Annotated in this window: 23 protein-coding genes; 10 read left to right on the forward strand and 13 right to left on the reverse strand. The window is 67.7% G+C overall.

Features of this window, described 5'->3' with window-relative positions:
* Positions 1-86: 86 nt before the first annotated feature.
* The 5 genes from ASE58_RS09555 to serS form a co-directional block, all read right to left on the reverse strand.
* Positions 87-1,469, reverse strand: a complete 1,383-nt coding sequence (locus ASE58_RS09555; protein WP_055820389.1) for a leucyl aminopeptidase family protein — start codon at positions 1,467-1,469, stop codon at positions 87-89.
* A gap of 171 nt (positions 1,470-1,640) precedes the next feature.
* Complete coding sequence (gene rimO / locus ASE58_RS09560) at positions 1,641-2,972, reverse strand: 30S ribosomal protein S12 methylthiotransferase RimO (protein ID WP_055820391.1); 1,332 nt, start codon at positions 2,970-2,972, stop codon at positions 1,641-1,643.
* 59 nt (positions 2,973-3,031) lie between these two features.
* Entirely contained in the window at positions 3,032-4,042 is a 1,011-nt protein-coding gene (locus ASE58_RS09565) for a potassium channel family protein (RefSeq protein ID WP_055820394.1), read from the reverse strand.
* Positions 4,039-5,115, reverse strand: a complete 1,077-nt coding sequence (locus ASE58_RS09570) for a M23 family metallopeptidase (RefSeq protein WP_055820397.1) — start codon at positions 5,113-5,115, stop codon at positions 4,039-4,041. Before ASE58_RS09570 ends, ASE58_RS09565 begins: the two co-directional genes overlap by 4 nt.
* Positions 5,116-5,180: 65 nt before the next feature.
* Positions 5,181-6,458, reverse strand: coding sequence for a serine--tRNA ligase (gene serS, locus ASE58_RS09575; RefSeq protein ID WP_055820400.1), 1,278 nt, complete (start codon positions 6,456-6,458; stop codon positions 5,181-5,183).
* A gap of 96 nt (positions 6,459-6,554) precedes the next feature.
* Between serS and ASE58_RS09580 the strand changes: the two genes are divergently transcribed.
* From ASE58_RS09580 to dksA, 3 genes are all read left to right on the forward strand, one after another.
* A complete protein-coding gene (locus tag ASE58_RS09580; protein WP_055756267.1) occupies positions 6,555-6,986 on the forward strand; it encodes a host attachment family protein in 432 nt (143 codons plus the stop codon).
* 117 nt (positions 6,987-7,103) lie between these two features.
* Entirely contained in the window at positions 7,104-7,988 is an 885-nt protein-coding gene (locus tag ASE58_RS09585) for a hypothetical protein (RefSeq protein ID WP_055820402.1), read from the forward strand.
* A gap of 331 nt (positions 7,989-8,319) precedes the next feature.
* Positions 8,320-8,787 carry an RNA polymerase-binding protein DksA gene (dksA, locus tag ASE58_RS09590; protein WP_055756271.1) on the forward strand — a complete coding sequence of 156 codons (468 nt, stop codon included), beginning with the start codon at positions 8,320-8,322 and terminating at the stop codon, positions 8,785-8,787.
* A 45-nt stretch (positions 8,788-8,832) separates the two neighbouring features.
* On the opposite strand, the gene ASE58_RS17525 is transcribed toward dksA, so the two are convergent.
* Positions 8,833-8,988 carry a YdcH family protein gene (locus ASE58_RS17525; RefSeq protein ID WP_082456888.1) on the reverse strand — a complete coding sequence of 52 codons (156 nt, stop codon included), beginning with the start codon at positions 8,986-8,988 and terminating at the stop codon, positions 8,833-8,835.
* A 152-nt stretch (positions 8,989-9,140) separates the two neighbouring features.
* Between ASE58_RS17525 and ASE58_RS09595 the strand changes: the two genes are divergently transcribed.
* Together ASE58_RS09595 and ASE58_RS09600 are read left to right on the forward strand one after the other, a co-directional pair.
* Entirely contained in the window at positions 9,141-9,338 is a 198-nt protein-coding gene (locus ASE58_RS09595; RefSeq protein WP_055756272.1) for a DUF465 domain-containing protein, read from the forward strand.
* An 82-nt stretch (positions 9,339-9,420) separates the two neighbouring features.
* On the forward strand, positions 9,421-9,879 hold the full coding sequence (locus tag ASE58_RS09600) for a DUF1465 family protein (protein WP_055756274.1): 459 nt from the start codon (positions 9,421-9,423) through the stop codon (positions 9,877-9,879).
* Positions 9,880-9,881: 2 nt separating this feature from the next.
* Here the strand turns inward: ASE58_RS09600 and ASE58_RS09605 are convergent, their stop codons facing one another.
* The 6 genes from ASE58_RS09605 to ASE58_RS09630 all read right to left on the reverse strand — a co-directional run bounded on the left by ASE58_RS09605 (position 9,882) and on the right by ASE58_RS09630 (position 16,267).
* On the reverse strand, positions 9,882-10,829 hold the full coding sequence (locus ASE58_RS09605; protein ID WP_055756275.1) for an NAD(P)H-dependent flavin oxidoreductase: 948 nt from the start codon (positions 10,827-10,829) through the stop codon (positions 9,882-9,884).
* A gap of 38 nt (positions 10,830-10,867) precedes the next feature.
* A complete protein-coding gene (locus ASE58_RS09610; protein WP_055820405.1) occupies positions 10,868-11,443 on the reverse strand; it encodes a manganese efflux pump MntP in 576 nt (191 codons plus the stop codon).
* Between the two features lie 253 nt (positions 11,444-11,696).
* On the reverse strand, positions 11,697-13,025 hold the full coding sequence (locus ASE58_RS09615; RefSeq protein ID WP_055820407.1) for an Nramp family divalent metal transporter: 1,329 nt from the start codon (positions 13,023-13,025) through the stop codon (positions 11,697-11,699).
* 25 nt (positions 13,026-13,050) lie between these two features.
* Positions 13,051-14,064 (reverse strand): ferritin-like domain-containing protein, encoded by a 1,014-nt coding sequence (locus ASE58_RS09620; protein WP_055820410.1) that lies wholly within the window; start codon positions 14,062-14,064, stop codon positions 13,051-13,053.
* Positions 14,065-14,084: 20 nt separating this feature from the next.
* Complete coding sequence (locus ASE58_RS09625; RefSeq protein WP_055820413.1) at positions 14,085-15,089, reverse strand: ferritin-like domain-containing protein; 1,005 nt, start codon at positions 15,087-15,089, stop codon at positions 14,085-14,087.
* Positions 15,090-15,223: 134 nt separating this feature from the next.
* Positions 15,224-16,267, reverse strand: a complete 1,044-nt coding sequence (locus ASE58_RS09630; RefSeq protein ID WP_082467936.1) for a LacI family DNA-binding transcriptional regulator — start codon at positions 16,265-16,267, stop codon at positions 15,224-15,226.
* A 130-nt stretch (positions 16,268-16,397) separates the two neighbouring features.
* Between ASE58_RS09630 and ASE58_RS09635 the strand changes: the two genes are divergently transcribed.
* The 5 genes from ASE58_RS09635 to ASE58_RS09655 all read left to right on the forward strand — a co-directional run bounded on the left by ASE58_RS09635 (position 16,398) and on the right by ASE58_RS09655 (position 19,559).
* A complete protein-coding gene (locus ASE58_RS09635; protein ID WP_055820415.1) occupies positions 16,398-16,802 on the forward strand; it encodes a PDZ domain-containing protein in 405 nt (134 codons plus the stop codon).
* Positions 16,774-17,457 (forward strand): winged helix-turn-helix domain-containing protein, encoded by a 684-nt coding sequence (locus ASE58_RS09640; protein ID WP_055756286.1) that lies wholly within the window; start codon positions 16,774-16,776, stop codon positions 17,455-17,457. Before ASE58_RS09635 ends, ASE58_RS09640 begins: the two co-directional genes overlap by 29 nt.
* 23 nt (positions 17,458-17,480) lie before the next feature.
* Positions 17,481-18,800 carry a sensor histidine kinase gene (locus ASE58_RS09645; RefSeq protein ID WP_235513553.1) on the forward strand — a complete coding sequence of 440 codons (1,320 nt, stop codon included), beginning with the start codon at positions 17,481-17,483 and terminating at the stop codon, positions 18,798-18,800.
* Between the two features lie 61 nt (positions 18,801-18,861).
* Positions 18,862-19,167 carry a hypothetical protein gene (locus tag ASE58_RS09650; protein WP_055820418.1) on the forward strand — a complete coding sequence of 102 codons (306 nt, stop codon included), beginning with the start codon at positions 18,862-18,864 and terminating at the stop codon, positions 19,165-19,167.
* A gap of 38 nt (positions 19,168-19,205) precedes the next feature.
* Positions 19,206-19,559, forward strand: coding sequence for a hypothetical protein (locus ASE58_RS09655; protein WP_055820423.1), 354 nt, complete (start codon positions 19,206-19,208; stop codon positions 19,557-19,559).
* A 15-nt stretch (positions 19,560-19,574) separates the two neighbouring features.
* Here the strand turns inward: ASE58_RS09655 and ASE58_RS09660 are convergent, their stop codons facing one another.
* The gene (locus ASE58_RS09660) at positions 19,575-22,871 is read right to left on the reverse strand and encodes a glycosyltransferase (protein ID WP_055820426.1); all 3,297 of its coding nucleotides are present in this window, start codon (positions 22,869-22,871) and stop codon (positions 19,575-19,577) included.
* Between the last annotated feature and the right edge of the window lie 257 nt (positions 22,872-23,128).

The raw sequence follows: 23,128 nt of genomic DNA on the forward strand, positions 1-23,128 counted from the left end.
GGCCACGCAACGCAACCGTCGTGGACCTCGACAGCCCCCACCACCACCGCTTCGCGGCGGTCCCCCTCCCCGTGCCGGGGAGGAGCTTAGGGCCTTGCGTACCTGTCCTTCAGCAACCGCCATGTTGCGCGCAGGCCATAGGCTTCGCCACCCTTCGCCCGACCTGGTTTCGCCGTCGCACGCCACGCAAAGGTGTCGAGATGCGCCCAGACCGTGCCCGGCATCACAAACCTCCGCAGGAACAGCGCAGCGGTGACCGCGCCGGCCATGCCGCCTTCGGGCGCGTTGACCATGTCGGCGATGTCCGACTTCAGCATGTCGTCATAGCCGTCCCATAGCGGCATCCGCCACAACGGGTCGCCCTCCGCCATGCCGGCCGCGAGCAGGTCGGCGGCGAGCGTTTCGTCATTGACGAAGGTCGCGGGCAGGTCCGGCCCCAACGCGACGCGCGCCGCACCGGTCAGCGTCGCGAAGTCGATCAGCAGCTCGGGCGTTTCCTCACACGCGCGGGTGAGCGCATCGCCGAGGATCAGCCGCCCTTCCGCATCGGTATTGGTATTCTCGACCGTCAGCCCCTTGCGGCTGTTCAGCACGTCGCCGGGACGGAAGGCGTCGCCTGACACGCTGTTCTCGACCGCGGGGATCAGCAGATGGAGCCGGACCGGCAGGTGCGTTTCCATTACCAGCCCGGCGAGCGCCAGCGCATGCGCCGCGCCGCCCATGTCCTTCTTCATCAGCCGCATGCCCGCCGACGGCTTGATGTCAAGACCACCGCTGTCGAAGCACACCCCCTTGCCGACCAGCGCGACCTTGGGATGCGCGGGATTGCCCCAGGTCAGTTCGATCAGGCGCGGTTCGCGACCCTTCGCGGCTGCCTTTCCGACCGCATGGATCATCGGATAGCCGGTTTCGAGGTCCCGGCCGGCCGTGATGGTGACGGCCGCGCCGTGCGCTTCGGCGAGTGCCTTCGCTTCGGCGGCAAGTTCGGCCGGGCCGAGATCGGCGGCGGCGGTGTTGACCAGATCACGGACGTGCGCGGTGGCGGCGGCCTGACGCAGCGCTTCGTCGATCTGCGCCGGGTCGCGCGACAGGAGGATGCACGGGGTGTCGTCGTCCGCCTTCTTGTAGCGGGTGAAGCGATATTGCGCGGTGGCCCAGCCGAGCTTGGCCGCGCCCGGCGTGCCGGTGGCGAGGCGGTAGTTGCCGGGCGGGAGTTGCGCGGGGAGGTGGGCTAGGCACCATGGCGTCAGGTTCGCGGTGTCGGCGACGATGGTGACGACCGACCAGTCGTCGGGCTGCTCGCCGGGCAGGGTGGCGGTCTTGCCCGGCTTCGGGATCAGGCGCTGCGCGGTGACGGCGGCGAGGATGCGGGGCGGTTGCTGTGTCAGCCAGGCGTCATAGCCGGCCGGGTCGATCAGGTGGAGGGTGTGGGCGTCCTGCCCCCGGTCGGCGGTGATCGTCGGTGTCATGGGGTGGATGTAGGACCGACCCGTGGATCAGCGCAATCCTCCCCGGCACGGGGAGGGGGACCGCCGCGAAGCGGTGGTGGAGGTGGCGCGCCTTGCAGCGCTAGGGTTCCGTATGCGGACATCCCCCTCCACCAGCTTCGCTGGTCCCCTCCCCGTGCCAGGGAGGAGCTTTCAGGCTACCGGCACGCCGTACAGGTCGTGTTCGTCGGCGTCCTCGACCTCAACCTTGACGATATCGCCCTGCGCCAGATGACCCGCATCGCGCAGGAATACCTCGCCATCGATACCGGGCGCATCGGCGGTGCTGCGACCGGTTGCGCCGCCTTCATCGCCGACTTCATCGATGATGACGTCGATCGTCCGGCCGATCTTCGCCGCGAGCTTGGCGGCCGAAATCGCGGCGGTCTTCTCCATGATCCGCGCGTAGCGCTCTTCCTTCACCGCTTCCGGCACCGGATCGGGCAGCGCATTGGCGGCGGCCCCTTCCACGGGTTCGAAACGGAACGCACCCACCCGGTCGAGCTGTGCCTCGTCCAGCCAGTCGAGCAGATACTGGAAATCGGCCTCGGTCTCACCGGGGAAACCGACGACGAACGACGAGCGGATCGCGATGTCGGGGCAGATTTCCCGCCAGCCGCGCAGGCGCTCCAGCACCTTCGCATCGTTGGCCGGGCGTTTCATCGCCTTCAGGACATTCGGCGAGGCATGCTGGAACGGAATATCGAGATAGGGGAGCACCAGCCCTTCCGCCATCAGCGGGATCACGCTGTCGACATGGGGGTAGGGATAGACATAGTGCAGCCGCACCCACGGGGCGATCTGCCCCAGTTCGCGGGCGAGGTCGGTCATGTGCGGCACGACCTCGCGTCCCTTCCACGCGCGGGGCTCGCGGCGGATATCGATGCCGTAGGCCGAGGTGTCCTGGCTGATGACCAGCAGTTCCTTCGTGCCCGCCGCGACCAGCTTTTCCGCTTCGCGCAGGATCGCGTCGGGCCGGCGGCTGACGAGATCGCCGCGGATCGACGGAATGATGCAGAAGGAGCAGCGATGATTGCAGCCCTCCGAAATCTTCAGATAGCTATAGTGGCGTGGCGTCAGCTTCAGCCCGCTTTCGGGCACCAGATCGACGAAGGGCGACGGGATCGGCGGGGCGGCCTCATGCACCGCCTCGACCACCTGTTCATACTGGTGCGCGCCGGTGACGGCCAGCACCTGCGGGAAACGGGCGCGGATCGTTTCCGCCTCCTGCCCCATGCAGCCGGTCACGATGACGCGGCCGTTTTCCGCGATCGCCTCGCCGATCGCCTCCAGCGACTCTTCCTTGGCGGAATCGAGGAATCCGCAGGTGTTGACCAGCACGACATCCGCGCCGGCATAGTCGGGCGACATCTGATATCCGTCGCTGCGCAGCTTGGTCAGGATGCGTTCGCTGTCGACCAGGTTCTTGGGACAGCCGAGCGAAACCATCCCGACACGGGGGGGCGAGGGAAGACGAGTTGCCATGATCGGCCGGCTATATAGCGATTTCGCGGCAAAACGATAGGGGCGTGCGTTGCCTGTCCTTATCTGGTCACAACTTCGACGATCGTGTCGCCGCTCCGGAGGGTCTGGACTTCGGGACTGTCGAACCGAAGCTTGCCGTCGCCGCGATAGACGCGCAGGCCAAGCCCGGTCGTGATCGCCGACAGCGGCTTGCCGACCTCGTGCGGCGCCACCGGCCGTTCGGCCAGCGCGACCGGCCCGCCGATCGAGGCGAGGTCGAGCAGATAATCGGCGATATGCGGCCCCTTGCACGATCCGGCGAGCAGCAGCCCGGCAAAGCTGACCGGGTTGATGACCGTGGTCGCCCCGGCGGCGCGCGCGGGAAATTCATTATCCTCCGCCTTCACGATCACGCTGATCGTCAGGTCGGGGGCAAGGTGGCGGGCGGTCAGCGTCACCAGAATCGAGGTGTCGTCGCGCCCCGTCGCGACGATCAGCGCACGGGCCTTGGCGACGCAGACGTCGTTGAGCGTCGCGTCCCGCGTGGCGTCGGCCCGCAGCACGATGCAGCCGAGGTTCTGCGCGGCGTCGATATTGGTCTGCACCGGATCGACCACGACGATGCGCCGGGCATCCTCGCCCCGCGCGATCAGTTCGTCGACCGCCTCCGATCCCGTCTTGCCGAAGCCGGCGACGACGATGTGCCCGGTCAGCTTTTCCTGCAACAGCGCCATGCGCCAACGCTCCCACCCGCGCCTGATGACGAATTGATAGGTCGTGCCGATGAACAGCAGCACGACGAACACCCGGATCGGCGAAACGATCAACGCGTCGAAAAGTCGCGCGCGTTCGGTGACCGGCGCGATATCGCCATAGCCGGTGGTCGTGATCGAGATCATCGTGAAATAGATGACGTCGATGAAGCTGACCGCGCCGTCGTAATTGTCGCGAAGGCCCTCGCGGTCGAACCAGTGGACGCCGATCGCGATCCCGACCAGCCCCAGCACCGCGACGACCCGCCACAGGATCGACGCCCAGACCGGCAGCGCCGACGATTGCCGCAGGATCGCCCGCCGGCCGGGCTGCCTCACCGGCGCGGCAACCGGGTGAGCGGATCGACGGGCGTGCGGCCCGCGCGCATTTCGAAATGCACCATCGGCCGGTCGGCAAAGCCCGAGTCACCCGACAGCGCGATCTGCTGCCCCTTCTTCACCGCTTGGCCCCGCTGGACCAGCAGCTGGCTGGCATGGCCATAGACGGTGGTGAGCCCGCCGCCATGGCGGACGATGACCACGCCGCCCAGCCCCGGCACGCCGGTCCCGACATAGGCGACCGTGCCGTCGGCCGCCGCGCCGATCGGGGTGTTGATCGGCACGGCGATCTTGATGCCGTCGTTGCGCTCCCCACTCGCCCCGGCGCCGAAGCGTTTGTAGAGGCGCCCGTCGACCGGCCATGCGAAGGTGCCAGGCGTGGTCGTCGGCGCGGCGATCGCGGCGGTCGAGGGTAGCACGCGGCGGGGCGAGGTGACCGCCACCGCCGGCTTCTCGTTCGGGCGGATCGCGGGTTCGCCGCCGGTCAGAATATCGTCGATGTCGAGCCGGAACGCGGCGGCGCGTTCGGCGGCGGAGCGCGGCAGGGCTTCGCCGGGGATCAGGACGCGCTGTCCGGTGCGCAGGATATAGGGTTCGCTCAATCCATTGGCGCTGACGATCCGCGACCAGTCGACGCCGTAGGCGCGGGCGATGGCGATGCCCGTCTCGCCCTCATGCACCGTGTGATAGCGCCCGCCGGGAATGGTCAGCCGCTGGCCGGCGCGGATGGTGAAGGGGGCGGGCAGGTCGTTGGCGCGGGCGATCGCTTCCGATCCGGCACCGGTCGCATTGGCGACGCCGCGCAGCGTGTCGCCGGGGCGCACGACATAGCTGCTTTCGGGGATCGTACGGGCATTGGCGACGACCCGCCGCGCCTCCCATGCCGGTGGGGGGGAGGGGAGCGCGGTCACGCCATCCCCCTGCTGCGTGGTCGCGGGCGGGGTGTCGGGTGCCGCGATCGGTGGTGCCTGCGGCACGGCGGGGGCGGGGTCATAGCCGGGCGAGGCGGGGATACAGCCACTGGCCGCGCCCATGACGATCAGCGCCACCGCGCCCCGCGTACCCAACCTCATCGCCCCCCCCCTTGCCTGCCATCCCGGACGCGACCTTAACCATCGCGACCCTTGCGGAAAAGCCGTCAGCGATGGGGCGTCAGCACATCCTGCCCGACATAGCGGCGCAGCACGTCGGGCACGACGACCGACCCGTCGGCCTGCTGGTAATTTTCCAGCACCGCGACCAGCGTGCGGCCGACCGCCAGTCCCGATCCGTTGAGGGTATGGACGAAGCGCGTCGCCTTTTCTCCCTCCGGTCGGTAGCGTGCGTTCATCCGGCGCGCCTGGAAATCGGTGCAGGTCGAACAGCTCGAAATCTCGCGGTAGCGCTGCTGCCCCGGCAGCCATACTTCGAGGTCGTAGGTGCGCGCGGCGGAAAAGCCCATGTCGCCGGTGCACAGCTTCATCCGGCGGAACGGCAGGACGAGGCGGTTCAAGATATCCTCGGCTGCCTGCGTCATGCGCTCATGTTCGGCGTCCGACTGATCGGGGGTGGTGATCGACACCATCTCCGCCTTTTCGAACTGGTGCTGGCGGATGAAGCCGCGCGTGTCGCGCCCGGCGGCACCGGCTTCCGAGCGAAAGCACATGGTGAGCGCGGTGAAGCGCAGCGGCAGTTCGCGCTCGGCCAGGATTTCGCCCGCGACGATGTTGGTCAGCGACACCTCGGCGGTCGGGATCAGCCAGTGGTCGCCGGTGGTCTTGAAAAGGTCCTCGGCGAACTTGGGCAGCTGTCCGGTGCCGTACAGCGCATCGCCGCGCACCAGCACCGGCGGCACGACCTCTTCATAGCCATGGATGCCGGTCAGCGTATCGAGCATGAACTGGCCGAGCGCGCGGTGCAGCTTGGCCGCCGCTCCCCGGACCAGCGTGAAGCGTGCACCCGACAGCTTGACCCCGGTTTCGAAATCGAGCCCAATGGCCGGGCCGATCGCGTCATGCTCTTGCGCGTCGAAGCCGAAGGCGGTCGGGTCGCCGACCGTCTTTTCGACGACATTCTCGTCCTCGCCCGCACCCTGCGGCACATCGGCGAGCGGCAGGTTGGGGATTGCCGCCAGCACGCCGTTCAGCTCTTCGCCCAGCGCGGTTTCCTCCGCTTCGACCGCGGGCATCCGTTCCTTGATCGCAGCGACTTCGGCCATCAGCGCGGCGGCGGTGTCCTCGTCACGCTTCGCCTTGGCCGCGCCGATCGCCTTCGATGCTTCGTTGCGGCGGGCCTGTGCCACCTGCACCTCGGTCAGCAGCGCGCGACGGCGTTCGTCGAGCGCGACGATCCCGGCCGATCGCGGGTCGAGGCCCCGGCGGGCAAGGGCGGCGTCGAAGGCGGCGGGATCGTCGCGGATCAGGCGGATATCGTGCATGGCCGGGCTATGGCGAGGCACGCGGGGCCATGCAAGCCGCAACCGCCGCGCCCCCCGGCGCGTTCAGCCGCCCACACACCTGCAAGGAGATGGACGATGCGCATTCCCCATGGCGCCTGTATTTTGGTCGCGGACGGTCGCAAGATGCTGTTCTTCCGCAACGAAGGCGATGCGGACGCGCCGAACCTGATCGTCGAGGATCAGAAGCTGCAGGCGAACCCCGCCGACCGTCATCAGAAGACGGATGCGGCGGGCCAGGCGTCGTCGACCACCGGCGGCACGATGGGCGAGGTGGATTTCCACCAGCAGGCCGAAGACCGGTTCGCGGCGGAAGCGGCCGAAATCCTGCGCAAGCGGGCGCTTGCCAACGACTTCGAATCGCTCATCATCGTCGCGCCGCCCAAGACGCTGGGCGAGATGCGCAAACATTATCACAAGGCGGTCAGCGACAAGCTGGCCGGTGAACTCGACAAGGACCTGACCGGCCATCCGGTCGACCAGATCGAAAAGCTGCTCGCCAACGCCTGAACGGTAAACGCCTGAATGAAAAACGGGCCGCGTGGGGGTTCCACGCGGCCCGTTTTGCTGTCCGGTCGATGCGATCAGGCGGCGTCGCTGCTGGCCTTGCGCGCAAACCGCTTGCGCATGACCAGCGCGGCGGCGGCCCCGCCGAACAGCAGCAGCATCGGCGGAGCCGGTACCGGCGTCGGCGGGCCCGGCGGTGTGTGGCCATTCGAGGACGAAGAGGTCGAGGTCGACGACGACGTGGATGCGCTGGTCGAGGCCGAGGAGGCCGACGACGTGCTGGTCGACACGTTGCCGCTCGACGACGTGGAGGTCGACGTCGACACGTTGCCACTGGACGACGTGGAGGTGGAGACGTTCCCGCTCGACGAGGTGGAGGTCGATACGTTGCCGCTCGACGACGAGGAAACATTGCCGCTCGACGAACTGGACACGTTGCCGCTGCTGCCGCCCGATGCCGACGACGTGCTGCTCGTGCTCGATACACCGCCGGTGCTGGTGGACGATCCGCCTGCCGACGTGGAGGTGGAGCCGCTGGTGCTGGAGGTCGAAGACACGACGATGCCGCTCGACCCGCCCGATCCGCTGCCGCCGCCGAAGAAACCGCCGGCGAAGAAGCCGCCGCCGATCCCGCCGCCACCGGTGCCACCGACCAGCACCGGGCCGGGGCCGAAGCCACCGCCCGACAGTTGCGGCATGTCGGCGTTCAGGAAGGCGGGGGGCAGCGGTACCGGATCGGCCTGGCTGGCGACGGTGACCACCGTCGGTGCGCAAACCGTCTTGGTCCGGGTCACGATCCGCTTGACGATGCGCTTGGGCGCGGGGCGGGCGGCGACCCGCTTGGTGATCGCGCGCTTGGTGATCGCCCGCTTCGTGATTTCGCGGTTGTGCGACGATTCGGCCACATGCACCGCGCCACCGCCGATGACGGCGCCACCGCAGGCACATGCGCACAGTTTCGCCAATGCCATCTTTACCGACATTTCCGCACCACTCTTCCCATAAGACCCTGACGTACGTGATTGCAGCCACGCGCGAGCCTGTCCTGCATCACCAAGGCGAAAGAAACCGTAAAGTTCAAGCCATAATGACCCTGTTGGTACGGTCATATTTGTGAAACCTGCGCCGCGCCAGCACTTCGGTACGGTTAACGTGCCGTAAAGGGACGGACTGCGACAGTAGAACCCCATCGAAAACCGCGACTTGCGCGGTGAACAGACGGTGCATCGTTCCGCAACGCTTGTGGAGCCGCCCCCCGCTCGATATAGGCGCGCGGGACTAGAGAGGGCGACCCTGCGGGCTTCGTAGCGGGACGCCCCCGGGTGGAGACATGGGGATGGCTACGGTTTTGAGCGACACGAAACAACCTCTCGACATGCCACCGCCGCCGGCGAACGACGATGGCACCGGGTATCGTCCCCATGCGGACGAGCCGTTCATGAACCCCCGGCAGCAGGCGTATTTTCGCGCCAAGCTGCTCGCGTGGAAGGACGCCATCCACCGCGAGGCGCAGGACACGCTGGCCCATCTCCAGAACGAATCGCTGCGCGAGGCGGATCTGACCGACCGCGCGTCGAGCGAAACCGACTTTTCGATCGAACTGCGCACCCGCGATCGTCAGCGCAAGTTGATCGCCAAGATCGAGGCGGCGCTGCGCCGGATCGACGATGGCGAATATGGCTATTGCGAAGTGACCGGCGAGCCGATCGCGCTGGGCCGGCTGGAAGCGCGCCCGATCGCGACGATGACGGTGGAGGCGCAGAGCCGCCACGAACGGCAGGAAAAGGTGTCGCGCGAAGATTGACTTGGACGAAGCGCGGGGCCGGCAAGACCCCGCGCGCAGGTCGGGTCAGAGCGCCGTCATCTCCTGCTTCACCATCAGCTTGCGCTTCTTGAGCGAGGACAACAGCGACTGATCGGGCGAGGGCCGCTGCGCCTCGGCGGCGATCTGACGATCAAGCGTCGCATGCTTCGTTTCGAGGGCGGTGAGGTGGGCAGACTGCATCGTTGCATCCTCCTGCTTGGCTGTTGGGGGAATGAATAGAACACAGCCGCGCCCGGTTGTCGCCATACCCGTTCGATCATTTTCGACACGACGTGCGAAAATCGCCGACGGGCCGTTGCCAGCGACCGGGCACCAAGCGAAAGTGGCGGGCAATGGACGATTCGGACCTTGAACAGCGCCTGGGGTTGCTGCGTATCGAGCATCGTGATCTCGACGATGCCATCGCCGCGCTTGCCCTCGCGCCGCAGGTCGATCAGCTGCAGATCGCCCGGCTGAAGCGCCGCAAGCTGCGCCTGCGCGATGAAATCGCCGCGATCGAGGACCAGCTGATCCCCGACATCATCGCCTGACCGCCAAAGCGTCGCGTTCAGGGACGCTGGCGCGCGATCATCCCCTTGTCCCGCGGTCGACGGGCGTGGCATCGATGCGGGCATGGAAGCAACCGGAACCGGAACGGTCGTTCATCGCCGACTGATCGACTCGCTCTATGTCGAAGCGATGCTGCTGGCCGATGAGGCGCGGTCCTATTTCAACGATGCCGGGCAGGGGGATCGCGCGCTGCTCGACCCGATGGCGCGGGTCGTGCTGTCGTGCGAGTCGCTGAAGATCACCACCCGGTTGATGCACGTCATCGCGTGGCTGCTGACCCAGCGGGCGATCGACGCGGGCGAGATCGTGCCCGATGTCGACGACGATCCGCTGCGCGCGCTGGCCACGCCGCCGGTGACCGAAGAGACGGTACTGGCGACGATGCCGGAGGGTACGCAGACGCTGATCCGCGCCAGCATCAACCTGTATCGCCGCGCCGAACGGATCGAGCGGTCAAAGGCCAGCCCACCCCCTGCCAGTCCGGCGCGGGCGATGTTCGAACGCCTGGCGATGCAGCTGTAGCGCTATCCGAGCAAACGGCGGCGGGTGGCGTGATATTCCTCCGCCATCCGCGCGATGCGGTCGGCGGCGGGCACGACGGCATTGACGGCGCCGATCCCCTGGCCCGCGCCCCATATATCCTTCCACGCCTTCGCACCCGACCCGAAATTCATCGCCGACGCATCGCTGTCGGGCAGGGCATCGGGATCGAGCCCGGCGGCAACGATCGACGCGCGCAGGTAATTGCCGTGCACCCCGGTGAACAGGTTGCTGTAGACGATATCGCCCGCGCGGCCGTCGACCACTGCCTGCTTATAGGCTGCGACCGCATTGGCTTCGGCGGTCGCGATGAACGGGGAGCCGACATAGGCGAGGTCGGCCCCCGCCGCCTGCGCCGCCAGCACCGCACCGCCATTGGCGATCGCGCCCGATAGCGCCAGCGGCCCGTCGAACCACTGGCGAACTTCCTGCGTGAAGGCGAACGGGTTCAACCGCCCGGCATGGCCGCCGGCACCGGTACAGACCAGGATCAGCCCGTCGGCACCCTTTTCGACCGCCTTGTGCGCGAAGCGGTCGTCGATGACGTCATGTAGCGTGATCCCGCCCCAGCCATGGACGGCGGTATTGAGATCCTCCCGCGCGCCGAGCGAGGTTATGACGATCGGCACCTTCCATTTGGCGCAGGTGGCAAGGTCCGCTTCCAGCCGGTCGTTCGAGCGATGCACGATCTGGTTGACGGCGAAGGGTGCGGCGGGTCGATCGGGATGGGCGCGGTCGTGCGCCGCCAGTTCCTCGGTAATCCGGTGGAGCCATTCGTCGAGTTGCGCCTGCGGCCGGGCGTTCAGCGCCGGAAAGGACCCGACGATCCCCGCCTTGCACTGGGCGATCACCAGATCGGGACCGGAGATGATGAACAGCGGCGACCCGATGACCGGGATCGTCAGCCTGTCGAACAAGGAAGGAAGCGCCATATGAGTTTCATAGCGCAACGATGTTCGCTGTCCAGTGGTCAGGCCGACAGGTGCTGTGCCAGGATCGATCCACCGATCGCGATCAGCACCAGTCCGCCGAGGATGCCGGCATAGCGGCCGAGATAGGGGCCGATATGCTTGCCAAGCATCACACCGATCGTCGCCATCAAGGTGGTCGTGCCGCCGATGACGAGGCATGCGACCCAGATGTTGACGTCCATCAGCGCCAGCGAGATGCCGACTGCCGCCGCATCGATGCTGGTGGCGATGGCCGTCGCGGCGAGACGAAGGTAGCTGGTCTTCACGGCACCATCGACGGGGGCGGCATCGTCGGCGTGGCCCTGGATCGCTTCGCGCAACATATAGCCACCGACCGCGAGCAACAGGCCGAAGGCGACCCAGTGATCGTAGCTGGCGATCCAATCGTTGAGCAGGAAGCCGAGCAGCCAGCCGATCGCGGGCGTAATCGCTTCGAAAAAGCCGAACACGGCCCCCACCTTCAGCGCGTCGGACAGGCTGCTGCGCCGTTCGGCCGCGCCCTTGCCGAGTGCGGCGGCGAAGGCGTCGACGGACAGGCTGGCGCCGAGCGCGCCAAGGGTCAGGATGCCGGGCATGGATGGTACTTTCTGGGCCAGAGTCCGAACGACGCGCATGTCCGTGGCCACGAAGCGTGACATGCGTATCGTTGGTCTCGCCGGGCGGGATATCCCGCTGTCATCGCCATGCACCCGAAGGGGCAATCCTGTTGACGATAACCCCGCGACACCGCGGGTAGCTACTCCCCAAGAGTAGGGTCGCAATATGTTGTGGAGGCTGGAGCCGCAACCCGGAAAATGCGATCAATTCAGTCCGATTAATCGAACGCTTTTATCCGGTCACGACCTGATAGAGCAGTACCGAGTTCAGCATGATCACCGCCGCGCAGATCGTCCAGGCGGCGATTGCCAGCACCGGGCGATTGGCGAAATCGCCCATCCGGCTGCGGTCGCCGGTGAAGCGGACCAGCGGGTAGACGGCGAAGGGCAGTTGCAGGCTCAGCACGACCTGGCTGCCGATCAGCAGCTTCGCGGTGCCACTGTCGCCATACAGGCTGGCGACGACGACCGCCGGGATGATCGCGAGCAGGCGGGTAACGATCCGTCGCAACCATGCGGGCAGGCGGATATTCAGAAACCCTTCCATCACGATCTGCCCGGCGAGCGTCCCGGTGATCGTCGAATTCTGTCCCGAGGCGAGTAGGGCGACCGCGAACAGGATGCTGGCCGCCCCGGCACCCAGCATCGGCGTCAGCAGCTGATAGGCATCCTGGATCTCCGCAACATCGGTTCGCCCAGCGGTGTGGAAGGTCGCGGCGGCGAGGATCAGGATCGACCCGTTGATGAACAGCGCCAGCATCAGCGCGATCGAACTGTCGATCGTCGCCAGCTTCACCGCTTCGCGCCGCCCCTCCGGACTGCGATCGAAGCTGCGCGTCTGTACGATCGAGGAGTGGAGGTAGAGATTGTGCGGCATCACCGTCGCGCCCAGGATGCCGATCGCGATATACAGCATCACCGGGTTGGTGACGATCGCGGTCGTGGGGATCAGGCCGTTCGCGATGGCGGCGATCGACGGTTGCGCGAGGAACAGCTCGACCGCGAAACAGCCAGCGATTATCACCAGCAGCGCGACGATGAACGCCTCCAGCTTGCGAAAGCCATATTGCTGGAGCAGCAGGATCAGCATCACGTCGACGGCGGTGATGCACACCCCCCATACCAGCGGGATGCCGAACAGCAGTTGCAGCGCGATGGCGGTGCCGATCACCTCGGCCAGGTCGCAGGCGATGATCGCCAGTTCGCATAGTGCCCACAACACCCAGCGGACGGGCGCGGGATAATATTCGCGGCATGCCTGCGCCAGGTCGAGCCCGGTGACGATGCCGAGCTTCGCCGACAGCGATTGCAGCACCATCGCCATGATGTTCGACAGCAGGATGACCGATAGCAGCGAATAGCCGAACGCCGATCCGCCGGCGATGTCGGTCGCCCAGTTGCCGGGGTCCATATAGCCGACCGCGACCAGATAGCCGGGTCCGGCAAAGGCGCCGAGCTTGCGCCAGAATTGCCCGGCACCCGCCGGTACCGGGACCGTACGGAAAGATCCCGGCAGGCTGGGCCGCCGTTCGGGAGCGTCGGCGCTGGTCGGAGGGGCCATGCGATACGCTCCCGAATGCAGCGCCTTACGAGGCGTTGCTGGTCTTCAGCGCGCCGTTGACGCCCGCCGGGAAGAAGCCCCCGGCCGACACCGACGCGCGGGTCAGGTAATGGATGTTCAACACCTGTGCCGGCGAGCGGGCAAAGGTCAGGCCGCTGCCGTCGGTCGGCACGATGTTCGACGCGTTGTTGACCGGCTTCACGCCCTGATCGATGTCGGTCACGCCGTCGAGGCTGTCGCGTGCGCCGGATAGCGCCTCGGTCGCGTCGATGATCGACGCGGTGGCGATCCCCTTGCGATACAGCGCGGCGCGGATCAGGCCGGCGTGATACGACTTGGCCGCCACCATACCCGCCACCGCGTCGACAAAGGCCGCACCGGTCACGCCGGCGGCGATCCCGCGATAGGCGCTGACGGCGACGTCCGCGAAGACGAACGCCCCCAGCATGACCTGTTCGTCGCTGGCATAAACGTCATAGGTCGCCGAGGCGGTGGTGATGAGCTGCGCCGCACGGGCCAGGTTCGAAAAGGCGCTGGTCGCGGTAACGCCCAGGTCGATCGACGGCTGGGCGATGACCGTCGAGCCGATCACGCCGCGCAACAGCGAGACGTGGTTGCGCGTGTCGGCGGCGATTTCGCGCGCGAACTGGCCGAACACCGGATCGGCGAAGGTCCGCTGGCGACCGCCGCTGGCGGTGCCGGCGGTGCCGGTGCCGGTCAACAGGTTGGCCGACAGGCCGGCACCGGTCGTGACGACGCTGAAATACTGTGCCTCGATATAGGCGAGGTTCAGCGCGAAGTTCAGGATGTCGGCATCGGTCAGCGGGCTGGACGTCGGCGTGGGCGTCGCCGAACCGGTTGCGGTCGGCGTGGGGGTCGGCGTCGGTGCCGGATTGCTGTTGTTGCCGCCGCATGCCGCCAGCAGCGACGCGCCGGCTACAACGGCAGACACGCTGCCGGCGTTGCGCAGGAAATCGCGGCGATCGGCGCGACGGTTGTCGTTGGTGTCGAGCACCGACAGGATCGATTCGTTGGTCATTTGGGTCGCTCCCGAAAGGCTCAGTTCGCCGCGCTGGACTTGATGGCGCCGTTGACGCCGGACGGGAAGAAACCCCCGGCCGTGACGGCGTTGCGGTTCAGATAGGCGATGTTGAGCACCTGTCCGGTGGTGCGGCCATAGGGCAGGCCGGTGGTGGAATCGAACGGCATGATGTTCGACTGGTCGCCGATCGGGCGCACGCCCTGATCGATGTCGCTGGCGCCGTCCAGCCCGTCGCGCGCGGTCGAGATCGCCTCCGTCGAATCGATCAGCGTCGGGGTGGTGAGCCCGCGCATGTACAGCGCCGAACGGATCATCGCCGCGTGATAGGATTCGGCGGCGAGGATGCCCGAGGCGACCTGACGGATCAGCGTATTGGCGATGCCGCCGATCGCGCCGCGATAGGCGGTGACGCCGACATCTTCGAACAGGAAGGCGGCGAGCAGGAAATTGTCGTCATTCTCATACGGGTCGAACGTCGCGCCCTGCCCGATCAGCCCGGCCGCGCGGGCGGCGTTGGAAAAGGCGCTGGTCGGCGTCGCGCTGATATCCAGCGTCGGCATGGCGATCGCCACCGATCCGAGCGCGTTGCGCAGGAATTCGACGTGCGCAACCTCGTCCTGCGCGATTTCGCGGGCGTAGTTGGCGACGATCGGGTCGGTCAGATTGGCCTTCTTGCCACCCGTCACGGTCCCCGCCGTCCCCGCGCCGGTCAGCAGCGTCGAGGCAAGGCCGGTGCCATTGGCGGCAAAGGCATAGAATTGCGCTTCGAGATATTCGAGGTTCAGCGCGAAGTTCAGCACGTCATTGTCGGTGAACCCGCTGGAATTGGTCGCGGTCGGCGTGGGAGTCGGGGTTGGCGTCGGCGAGGGCGTCAGGGACGTGCCGCTCCCGCCGCACGAGGTGAGCGCAAGGCCGGTACCGACCGCCGCCACCGCACCGAAGGCGCGGAAAAAGTCGCGGCGTTCCGCGCGTCGGCGCACCCGCGCGTCGAAGGCTGCAACCATCTGTGTCTCGTCGGTCATCTACCGGTTCCCTTAAACCCTTGGCGGTCCCGCTCCCCCTGAATGGCGGAACGACCCGGACCTCTCCCTGATATGCGACCGTGGCCGACCGGCATACCGATTGTGCGTGCTGTATTGGCTGTCGGCCCCCGACGCTACCCCCCAAGGTCGGGGGCGGGGGCGATCGATTCGCGCAGGATCAGGCGATGTTCGTGCGCGATGGTCGCCGGGACGGGGGTTCCGGCCAGCTGGTCGAGCAGCAGCGATGTCGCGCTGACCGCCATGTCGAACACCGGCTGCCGCATGGTGGTGATCCGGGGCCAGGTGATGCGGGCGATTTCCGAATCGTCGAAGCCGACGATCGACAGGTCGCGGGGCACGTCGATCCCGGCTTCGCGCGCGGCCATCAGCGCGCCGACCGCCATATCGTCGTTCTGCGCCAGGATCGCGGTCGGCCGGTCGGGCCGGTCGAGCAACGTCCGCGCGGCGGCGATGCCCGAATCGAAGGTGAACAGCCCGTCGATCACCCGGCCCGGGTCGATGGCGACACCGGCGGCGGCAAAGGCATCGGCATAGCCGGTCATGCGCGCCGCGCTGGCCGCGTGGGTCGGATCGCCCTTGATGATGCCGATCCGGCGATGGCCCTGCGCCAGCACGGCGCTGGCGACTTCGGCGGCGGCGATCACATCGTCCACCACCACGCCGGGCACGATATCGTCGAAGCGGGTGGGGGAGATGCGCGCGAACGGCATCCCGATCCCGACCAGTTCGTCGAGGATGCGGCGGCTGTCCGATGCCGGCGGCGCCAGCACCACCCCGTCGATCGCCGCCGAGCGCAGCAGCCCGACCACTTCGTCGGCATGGTCGTTGACCGACCGCACGGGCAGCACGACCAACCGGTAGCGTTCGCCGCGCAGCCGGTCGAGCACGCCCATCTGCAGGTCGACGCCGTAGCTGGGCGAGGGATTTTCATAGACCAGCCCGATCAGGTACGACCGCTGCCGCGCCAGCCCCTGCGCCATGATGTTCGGGTGGTAATCGAGCACGCGCACCGCTTCGCGCACCCGGTCGCGCACCGCATCGGTCACATGCGGTTCGCCGTTCAGCACGCGCGAGACGGTTTTCGTCGATACGGCCGCATGGCGCGCGACGTCGACGATGGTGATGCGCCGCGACGGCCGCGATCGGGGGGAATTCATGGCCGGCATCTCCTCCACGCTGCCGCGGCCGTGTCAACCGCTCCGATCATCGAACATGACAGGCTCTTCATCTTCCGCCCATCCCCCGTACCGGCCGGATCGGGCACGATACGCACGAAAGGATGCGCCGATGGACCGGGCCGAGAGTGGATTTGGGCAGCCGCTGCGCCGGATTGCGCTCAGCGCGGTCGTCGGTGGCGCCATCGCGCTTGCCGCGTGGAATGCGCTCGATGCGACGCCGCCTGCCGTAACGGCGGGCGGCGCGACGCTGGCCACCAGCGACAGTCCGGCGGGGCTGGTCGTCACCAGCCTCGAAACCGGGGGCGCGTCGCAGGTGGCGGGGTTGCGGGTCGGCGACGTGATCGACCGGGTGGATGGGCTGGATGCGCCGACGCCCGCGATGCTGGAGCAGGCCGAGGACGGTGACCTTGCCGTGCTACATGTCGCGGCAAGGGGTGACGCCGCCGCCCGGACGCTGTTAATGCGGCATCCGGAGGAGGGCCAAGGTGAAGATCCTGATCGTCGAGGACGATGACCAAACCGCGAGCTATATCGCCAAGGGGCTGACCGAGGCCGGGTTCAACGTCGATCGCGCCGCGAACGGCCGCGACGGCCTGTTCCACGCCATCGACGGCGGGTACGACTGCATCGTCATGGACCGGATGCTGCCGCAGATGGACGGCATGGCGGCGGTCGCGGCGATGCGCGCGGCCGGGGTCGCGACGCCCGTCCTGATCCTGTCGGCGATGGGGTCGCCCGACGACCGCGTCGCCGGGCTGACCCAGGGCGCCGACGATTACCTGACCAAGCCGTTCGTGTTTGCCGAACTGCTCGCCCGCGTCCGTCTGCTCACCCGGCGGCAACAGGCAGGTGGCCCGGCGGTCGAGACGAAGCTCGTCTGCGACGATCTGGAGATGGACCTGCTTGCCCGGCGGGTACGCCGGGGACAGCGGACCATCGACCTGCAACCGCGCGAATTCCGCCTGCTCGAATATCTGCTGCGCCATGCCGGACAGGTCGTGACGCGAACCATGCTGCTGGAAGGCGTGTGGGATTATCATTTCGACCCCGGCAGCAACGTGACCGACGTGCATATCAGCCGGCTGCGGCGCAAGATCGACGAAGGCGAGGAACGCCGCCTGCTCCACACCGTGCGCGGGTCGGGCTACAAGCTGGGGGCAGAGTCCTGATCCGGCGGAGCCGATCGGCGACGTTGCGCTTCGCCGTGCTGGTGTTCGCGCTGCAGATCGCCGGGTCGGCGGTGGTGCTGCTGACCGTCCGCACGATCACCGAGCATCGGCTGACCGCCAGTGCCACCGATCAGGCGGCCCGGCTGCGTGCCACGCTGCTGGAAGGATGGGCGTCGGGCGGCGTCGATGCGCTGGCGCGTGCGGCGGAGACGCGGCTGGACCGCAGCGACCGGCCGCAATCGGTCGTGCTGGTGATCCGCCGCGATGGCCGGGTGATGGCGGGCAATGTCGCGGCGTGGCCGCCCAACGTCGCGATCGGCCCACCGGTCACCGTCGAAATCTTTCGCGTGGCGCGCAACCAGCCCGAAGCGATGCGGGTGATCGGCACCGTCCTGCCCGATGGGACGCGGCTGCTGACCGGCCATGTGATCGAGGGCGAACTGGCCTTTGTCGGCGCGATGGAAGTGGCGATGGTCGCGGCGATGATCGTCGCCCTGCTGCTTGCCGGATTGGCCGGATGGGCGGCGGCCAAGCTGATCGCCGCACGGCTGGGGCGGACGGCGCAGACGGTGGCGGCGGTGACGGCCGGCGACCTCGACCGGCGGGTCGCGCTGGACGGCGGCAGTGATGCGTTCGAGGCGCTGGGACGATCGGTCAATGCGATGCTCGACCGGATCGCGATGCTGGTCGGCGAACTGAAGCTGGCGACCGACGGGCTGGCGCATGACCTGCGCTCGCCGCTGACCCGCCTGCGCGCCACGCTGGAACGCGCGCTGGCGGCGGCGGAGAGCGAGGAGGGGCGCGTCGCGGTGCTGCGGGCGATGGAGGAGGGCGACCGGCTGCTGGGCATGCTCGACACCGCGCTGCGCATCACCCGTGCGGAGGCGGGGATCGGGCGGGAGGCGTTCCAGCCGGTCGATCTGTCGGCGCTGGTCGCCGATGTCGCCGATATGTTCGAACCGTTGGCCGAGGATCGCGGGCTGGCGATCGTCGTGGCCGAAGCGCCCGCCATCACCGTGCCCGCCAATCGCGAGATGATCGGACAGGCGGTGGCAAATATGGTCGATAACGCATTGAAATACGGTGCGGGTACGATCCGCATGGGCGTTGTAGAGGCGGATGGCGCGGTGACGATCACGGTTGCCGATGACGGCCCCGGCATCCCCGCCGACCGGCGCGGCGATGCGCTGCGCCGTTTCGGGCGGCTGGACGCGGCGCGTACCGAAAGCGGGGCGGGGCTGGGCCTGTCACTGGTCGCCGCCGTCGCGCATCTGCACGGCGGCACGCTGGAGCTGGGCGACAATACGCCGGGGCTGGCCGCGCGGATGACGGTGGCGCGGTAACTGCCCGCCCTTGTGCCGCCGCATTTGCGCGGGACAGTGCAGGGGACATGGGAGACGGGCGATGTTGGCGTTGCTGATGCTGGTACAGGCTGCCGCCGAACCGCCGCTGCGGATCGACCTGAAGCCGCTGATGCCCGATCCCACCTGTTGCCGGAACGCGAACGAGGGCGAGATCGTCGTCTGCGGTGAACGCGATGACCGTCGCTACCGCCTCCCTGCCATGCCGGATCGGCGCTTCGACGAATCGGGCAGGGCGCTGGTTCGCCTGTCGGACACGGCGACGCTGTCGGCCGAGGGGGAGAGTGCGGGCCTTGCCGGCGGTGTCACCATTCCTCGGTTGATGGCGCGGTTGCGGATCGCCTTCTGACGGTGGCGCCGATCCGCCGGGTGGCCTAAGGGCACTTCATGGCAAAGGCAGATCGTCTCGCCCGGCTGGACGACCTCCGGCTGGAACAGGAAACCGAATATCGCACCGCATTGATCGAGGCGCTGCGCCGCACAGCCGCAGGCAAATGGGGGCTGTTCGATCACCAGGCGGATCGCAAGACGCGCGCCGCGATCGCCCCGGTGATCGAGCACCTGGAGGAGCTAGGTGATGCGATCGACGCGGCGCGCGACCAGCTGGGCCTGCCGCCGTTCGAGCTGCGCCAGCAATTCCTGAAGTCGCGCGGGCCGGTCGGGCCGCAGGCGATGGGCGAACCGCGACAGGCGCAGGCGTGGTTCGACCGGCTGGCGGCGGAGGACGGGGCGGCCGGGTAGACCGCCCCGCCGGACTTACGCGGCCTCCACCCGGCCACTACGCTCCAGCTTGCCCCAGCCGACCACGAACCCGCCGATCGCCGATGCGATGGCGCGCAGTACCACCCAGTACATGATCTGACGGTACACGAGCCGCTGCGCGACCAGCAGGTGTGCAGGATAGCGCGCCTTGTTGCCGTCGAGCCGGTACGCGACCCAGCCGCACGCCACGTCGATCGCGGTGAAGCACAGCCAGTACAGCCCCATCTGCCCGACATCGCCGCTGGTCTGCGCCCAGCCATGTTGCGCCACCCGCACCGCCGTGCCGACGATCGACAGGATCAGCGCAAGGTCGATCAGTGGTGAGATGGCGGCAAAGAAGATCTGGAACAGCCATGCCTGCGGCAGGCCGATCCGGGCGAGGCCGCCGGGCTTGCCCGTCATCAGCACGCGGCGGTGCTTCCACAGGCATTGCAGCGTGCCGAACGCCCAGCGATACCGCTGCTTGGCCAGCGCCTTGAAGCTTTCGGGCGCTTCGGTCCATGCGACGGCGCGCGGGTCGTAGGTGACGCGCCAACCGGCCCGCTGGATGGCGATGGTCAGGTCCTGGTCCTCGGCCAGCGTATCCTCCGGATAGCCGCCGACCGCATCCAGCGCCGCCCGCCGCCATGCGCCGACTGCGCCCGGCACCACCGTCATCGCATCGAACCCGGCGAGCGCGCGGCGTTCGAGGTTTTGCGCGGCGATATATTCGACCGCCTGCCAGCGGGTGACGAGGTTCACCCGGTTGCCGACCCGCGCATCGCCCGCGACCGCGCCCAGCTTCGGATCGGCGAACCAGCGCGCCAGCCGGGCAATGGTCGTCGGTTCGAACTGCGTATCGGCGTCCAGCGCGATGATGACCTCACCCTCCGCCTGCAACAATGCGCGGTTGAGCGCCGCCGCCTTGCCGCCGTTCACCAGCGTCAGCAGTGTGACGCGCGGATCGCTGGCGAAGCGGTCGCGCACGACCTGGCTGGTCGCATCCTTCGATCCGTCGTCAGCGACGATCACCTGCAATCCCGGATAGTCGCTGGCCAGCACGCGGGCGACCGAATCGGCGATCACGCGCTCTTCGTTATAGGCCGGGATGATGACCGAGACGCTGGGGTGATAGTCGGGCGGGGTCGGCCGCTGGCGCAGCGACTGGAACCATGCCAGCGCCGCCATCAGCACCGCGCGCGCCATGCCGAGGCCGATTGCGAGGTAGAACAGCCACGCCAGCCCGACCGAGATCGCCGCCAGCACGATGAAGATCGCGACATCGGTGCGCACCGCCACCAGATCGCGCCCGGTCACCGCCGGCATCGCGGCCGCGCGCGGCACGCCGACCAGCTGCGACGCGGTGACGAAGTGATAGCCCTTAGCCTTCAAAATCTTGACGATCCACGGCAGCGCCTCGACGGTCTGCTGCCGGTTGCCGCCGCCATCGTGCAGCAGCACGACATTTCGCGAACTGTCGACGCTCGCTTCCTCGACCTGCTCAACGACCTGGCGGACGATCGAATCGGTGCCCGGCCGCTGCCAGTCGTTGGGATCGACGTGCAGCCCGACGACGGTATAGCCTAGGTCCTGCGCCAGCAGCGCCGGGGCGATTTCATCCATCGTCGTCGGTTCGGCATCGCCAAAATAGGGCGCGCGGAACAGAGTGGTCGACCGCCCGGTATAGGCTTGAATCAGCCGCTGCGTTGCATTCAGCTCCAGCTTGGTCGTCCGTTCGCCGGTGGTCGCCAGGTTTGGGTGGGTATAGCTGTGGTTGCCGATCTCGTCTCCATCCCGCACCATCCGCTGCAAAAGGCTGGGATGTTCGAGGGCATTCTCACCGATCACGAAGAAGGTGGCGGGAACGCCGGCCTTTTCCAGCGCGTCGAGGATCGGCGGCGTCCAGGTCGCATCGGGGCCATCGTCGAACGTCAGCGCGATCGCCTTGGGATCGGCCGCGCCGGCGCGCTGTACCACATAGGGGGTGGGCAGGTCGGTGTAGCGTTCGTCGGCGATCATGCCGTTCCGATCGAACTGCAACGCGCGCTGTCCGTCGGTCGGCCGGTTGGTGATGCGCAGCACCTCGCCCGACCCCTCGACATCGACGTTCACCGCGCTTTGCAGCCGGTTGATCCGGGGCACGCGGTCGGCGGTGCGGAATGCGGCAAGGTCGTTCCAGATGCCGGCATCCTCGCTGCCCAGCCGCCACAGCGCCACATCGTCCAGCCCCATCCGCCGGAGTGCCGCCAGCTCGTTCCAGCTGGTGGCCGCGTCCAGCATCCACACCTGGTGGCGGCTGCCGCGTTCGTCGTCATAGGTGAAGCCGGCATTGCCGCTCGACCGGTCGAACCCGATCTGCGCCGACGAATCATGCGCGGCCAGCCACGCTTCCTCGATCGACAATGCATCGGCGCCGCCGTCGTGCCAGTCATAAGCATAGCTGCCCAGCGCCACGACCAGCTTGTCGCGACCGACCTGGCGCATCGCCTGTTCGACCTGTCCGACGAACCATGGCTGCGACGCGATGGGCCCTGGCGTGCCGCTTTCCCAATGTTCGTCATATGCCATCAGGATCACGCGGTCGGTCGCACGGGCGACATCGCGCAGCCGCCAATCGGGATCGCCCGCCGGCGCCGTGACGGCAAGGGTCGCCCCCTTGGGCAGCGCGGCGTGCAGCTGTGCCAGGAACGCAGGATAATGGGCGACGGCGGCGGTCGGCAGGCTTTCGTAGTCCATCACCAGCCCGGCCGAATGATGCGCCTGCACATAGCCGGCCAGCTGCGCGACCAGCGCCGCGCGCGCCGTCGGATCGGCCAGCATCCGCGCGGCACCGGCACCGTCCCAATTCTCGTCGGTCAGGTTCTGCACCATCGGCAGCACCTTGGGCGCATGGCGCGTGCCGGCGAGCAACTGGGCCAGGCGCGGATCGTCGATCGCATGGACCTGCTGCCCGACGACCGTGATGAATGCCGGCACGACCCAATCCATGCCCGCCATGTGCCGCTGCAACGACGACAGCCCGCCGGCGGTATCGGGCACGTAGAAACCGATGGTCAGCGGCGAATTGGGCGATGGCGCGGAGCTGCGCGGCAGCCAGCTTCGGTGCTTGGCAAGGCCATCGCCGCGCGGGGTGAACGTCTCGCCATGCCGCCTTGCGAACGGCAGCGGCATGCCCAGCGTGCGCGGGGTGAGCACCAGCGTCGTCGCAAAGGCGATCGCCGCCAGCACGACCGCCAGGATCAGCAGCGCGACGCCGCGCCGTGCCCATATGCCGCGCCGGCCGGTGGGATCGAAGAAGATGGGCTTGCTCACGTGGCGGCGACCTCAAGGCTGTGCCGGCCGCAAAATGCGGCCCTGTATTGCCGCGTTAGGCGATGGCACCGGGCAGGCCGGTGAGCGCCACATGAACTTTTGGTCACCCGCGTGGGGAAGGGCAGTGATGCCGGATTACAACAGATGCAGCGTTCCACCTTTATTGATGATCGATACCGCCGGGCATGAATTGACAGCCCGATGACAAAGCATAGGATGCCCAAATCACGGCGATTTATGGCCGTTTGCAGTCTGGG

The sequence above is a fragment of the Sphingomonas sp. Leaf9 genome (genome assembly GCF_001421355.1).
GTDB lineage: Bacteria > Pseudomonadota > Alphaproteobacteria > Sphingomonadales > Sphingomonadaceae > Sphingomonas.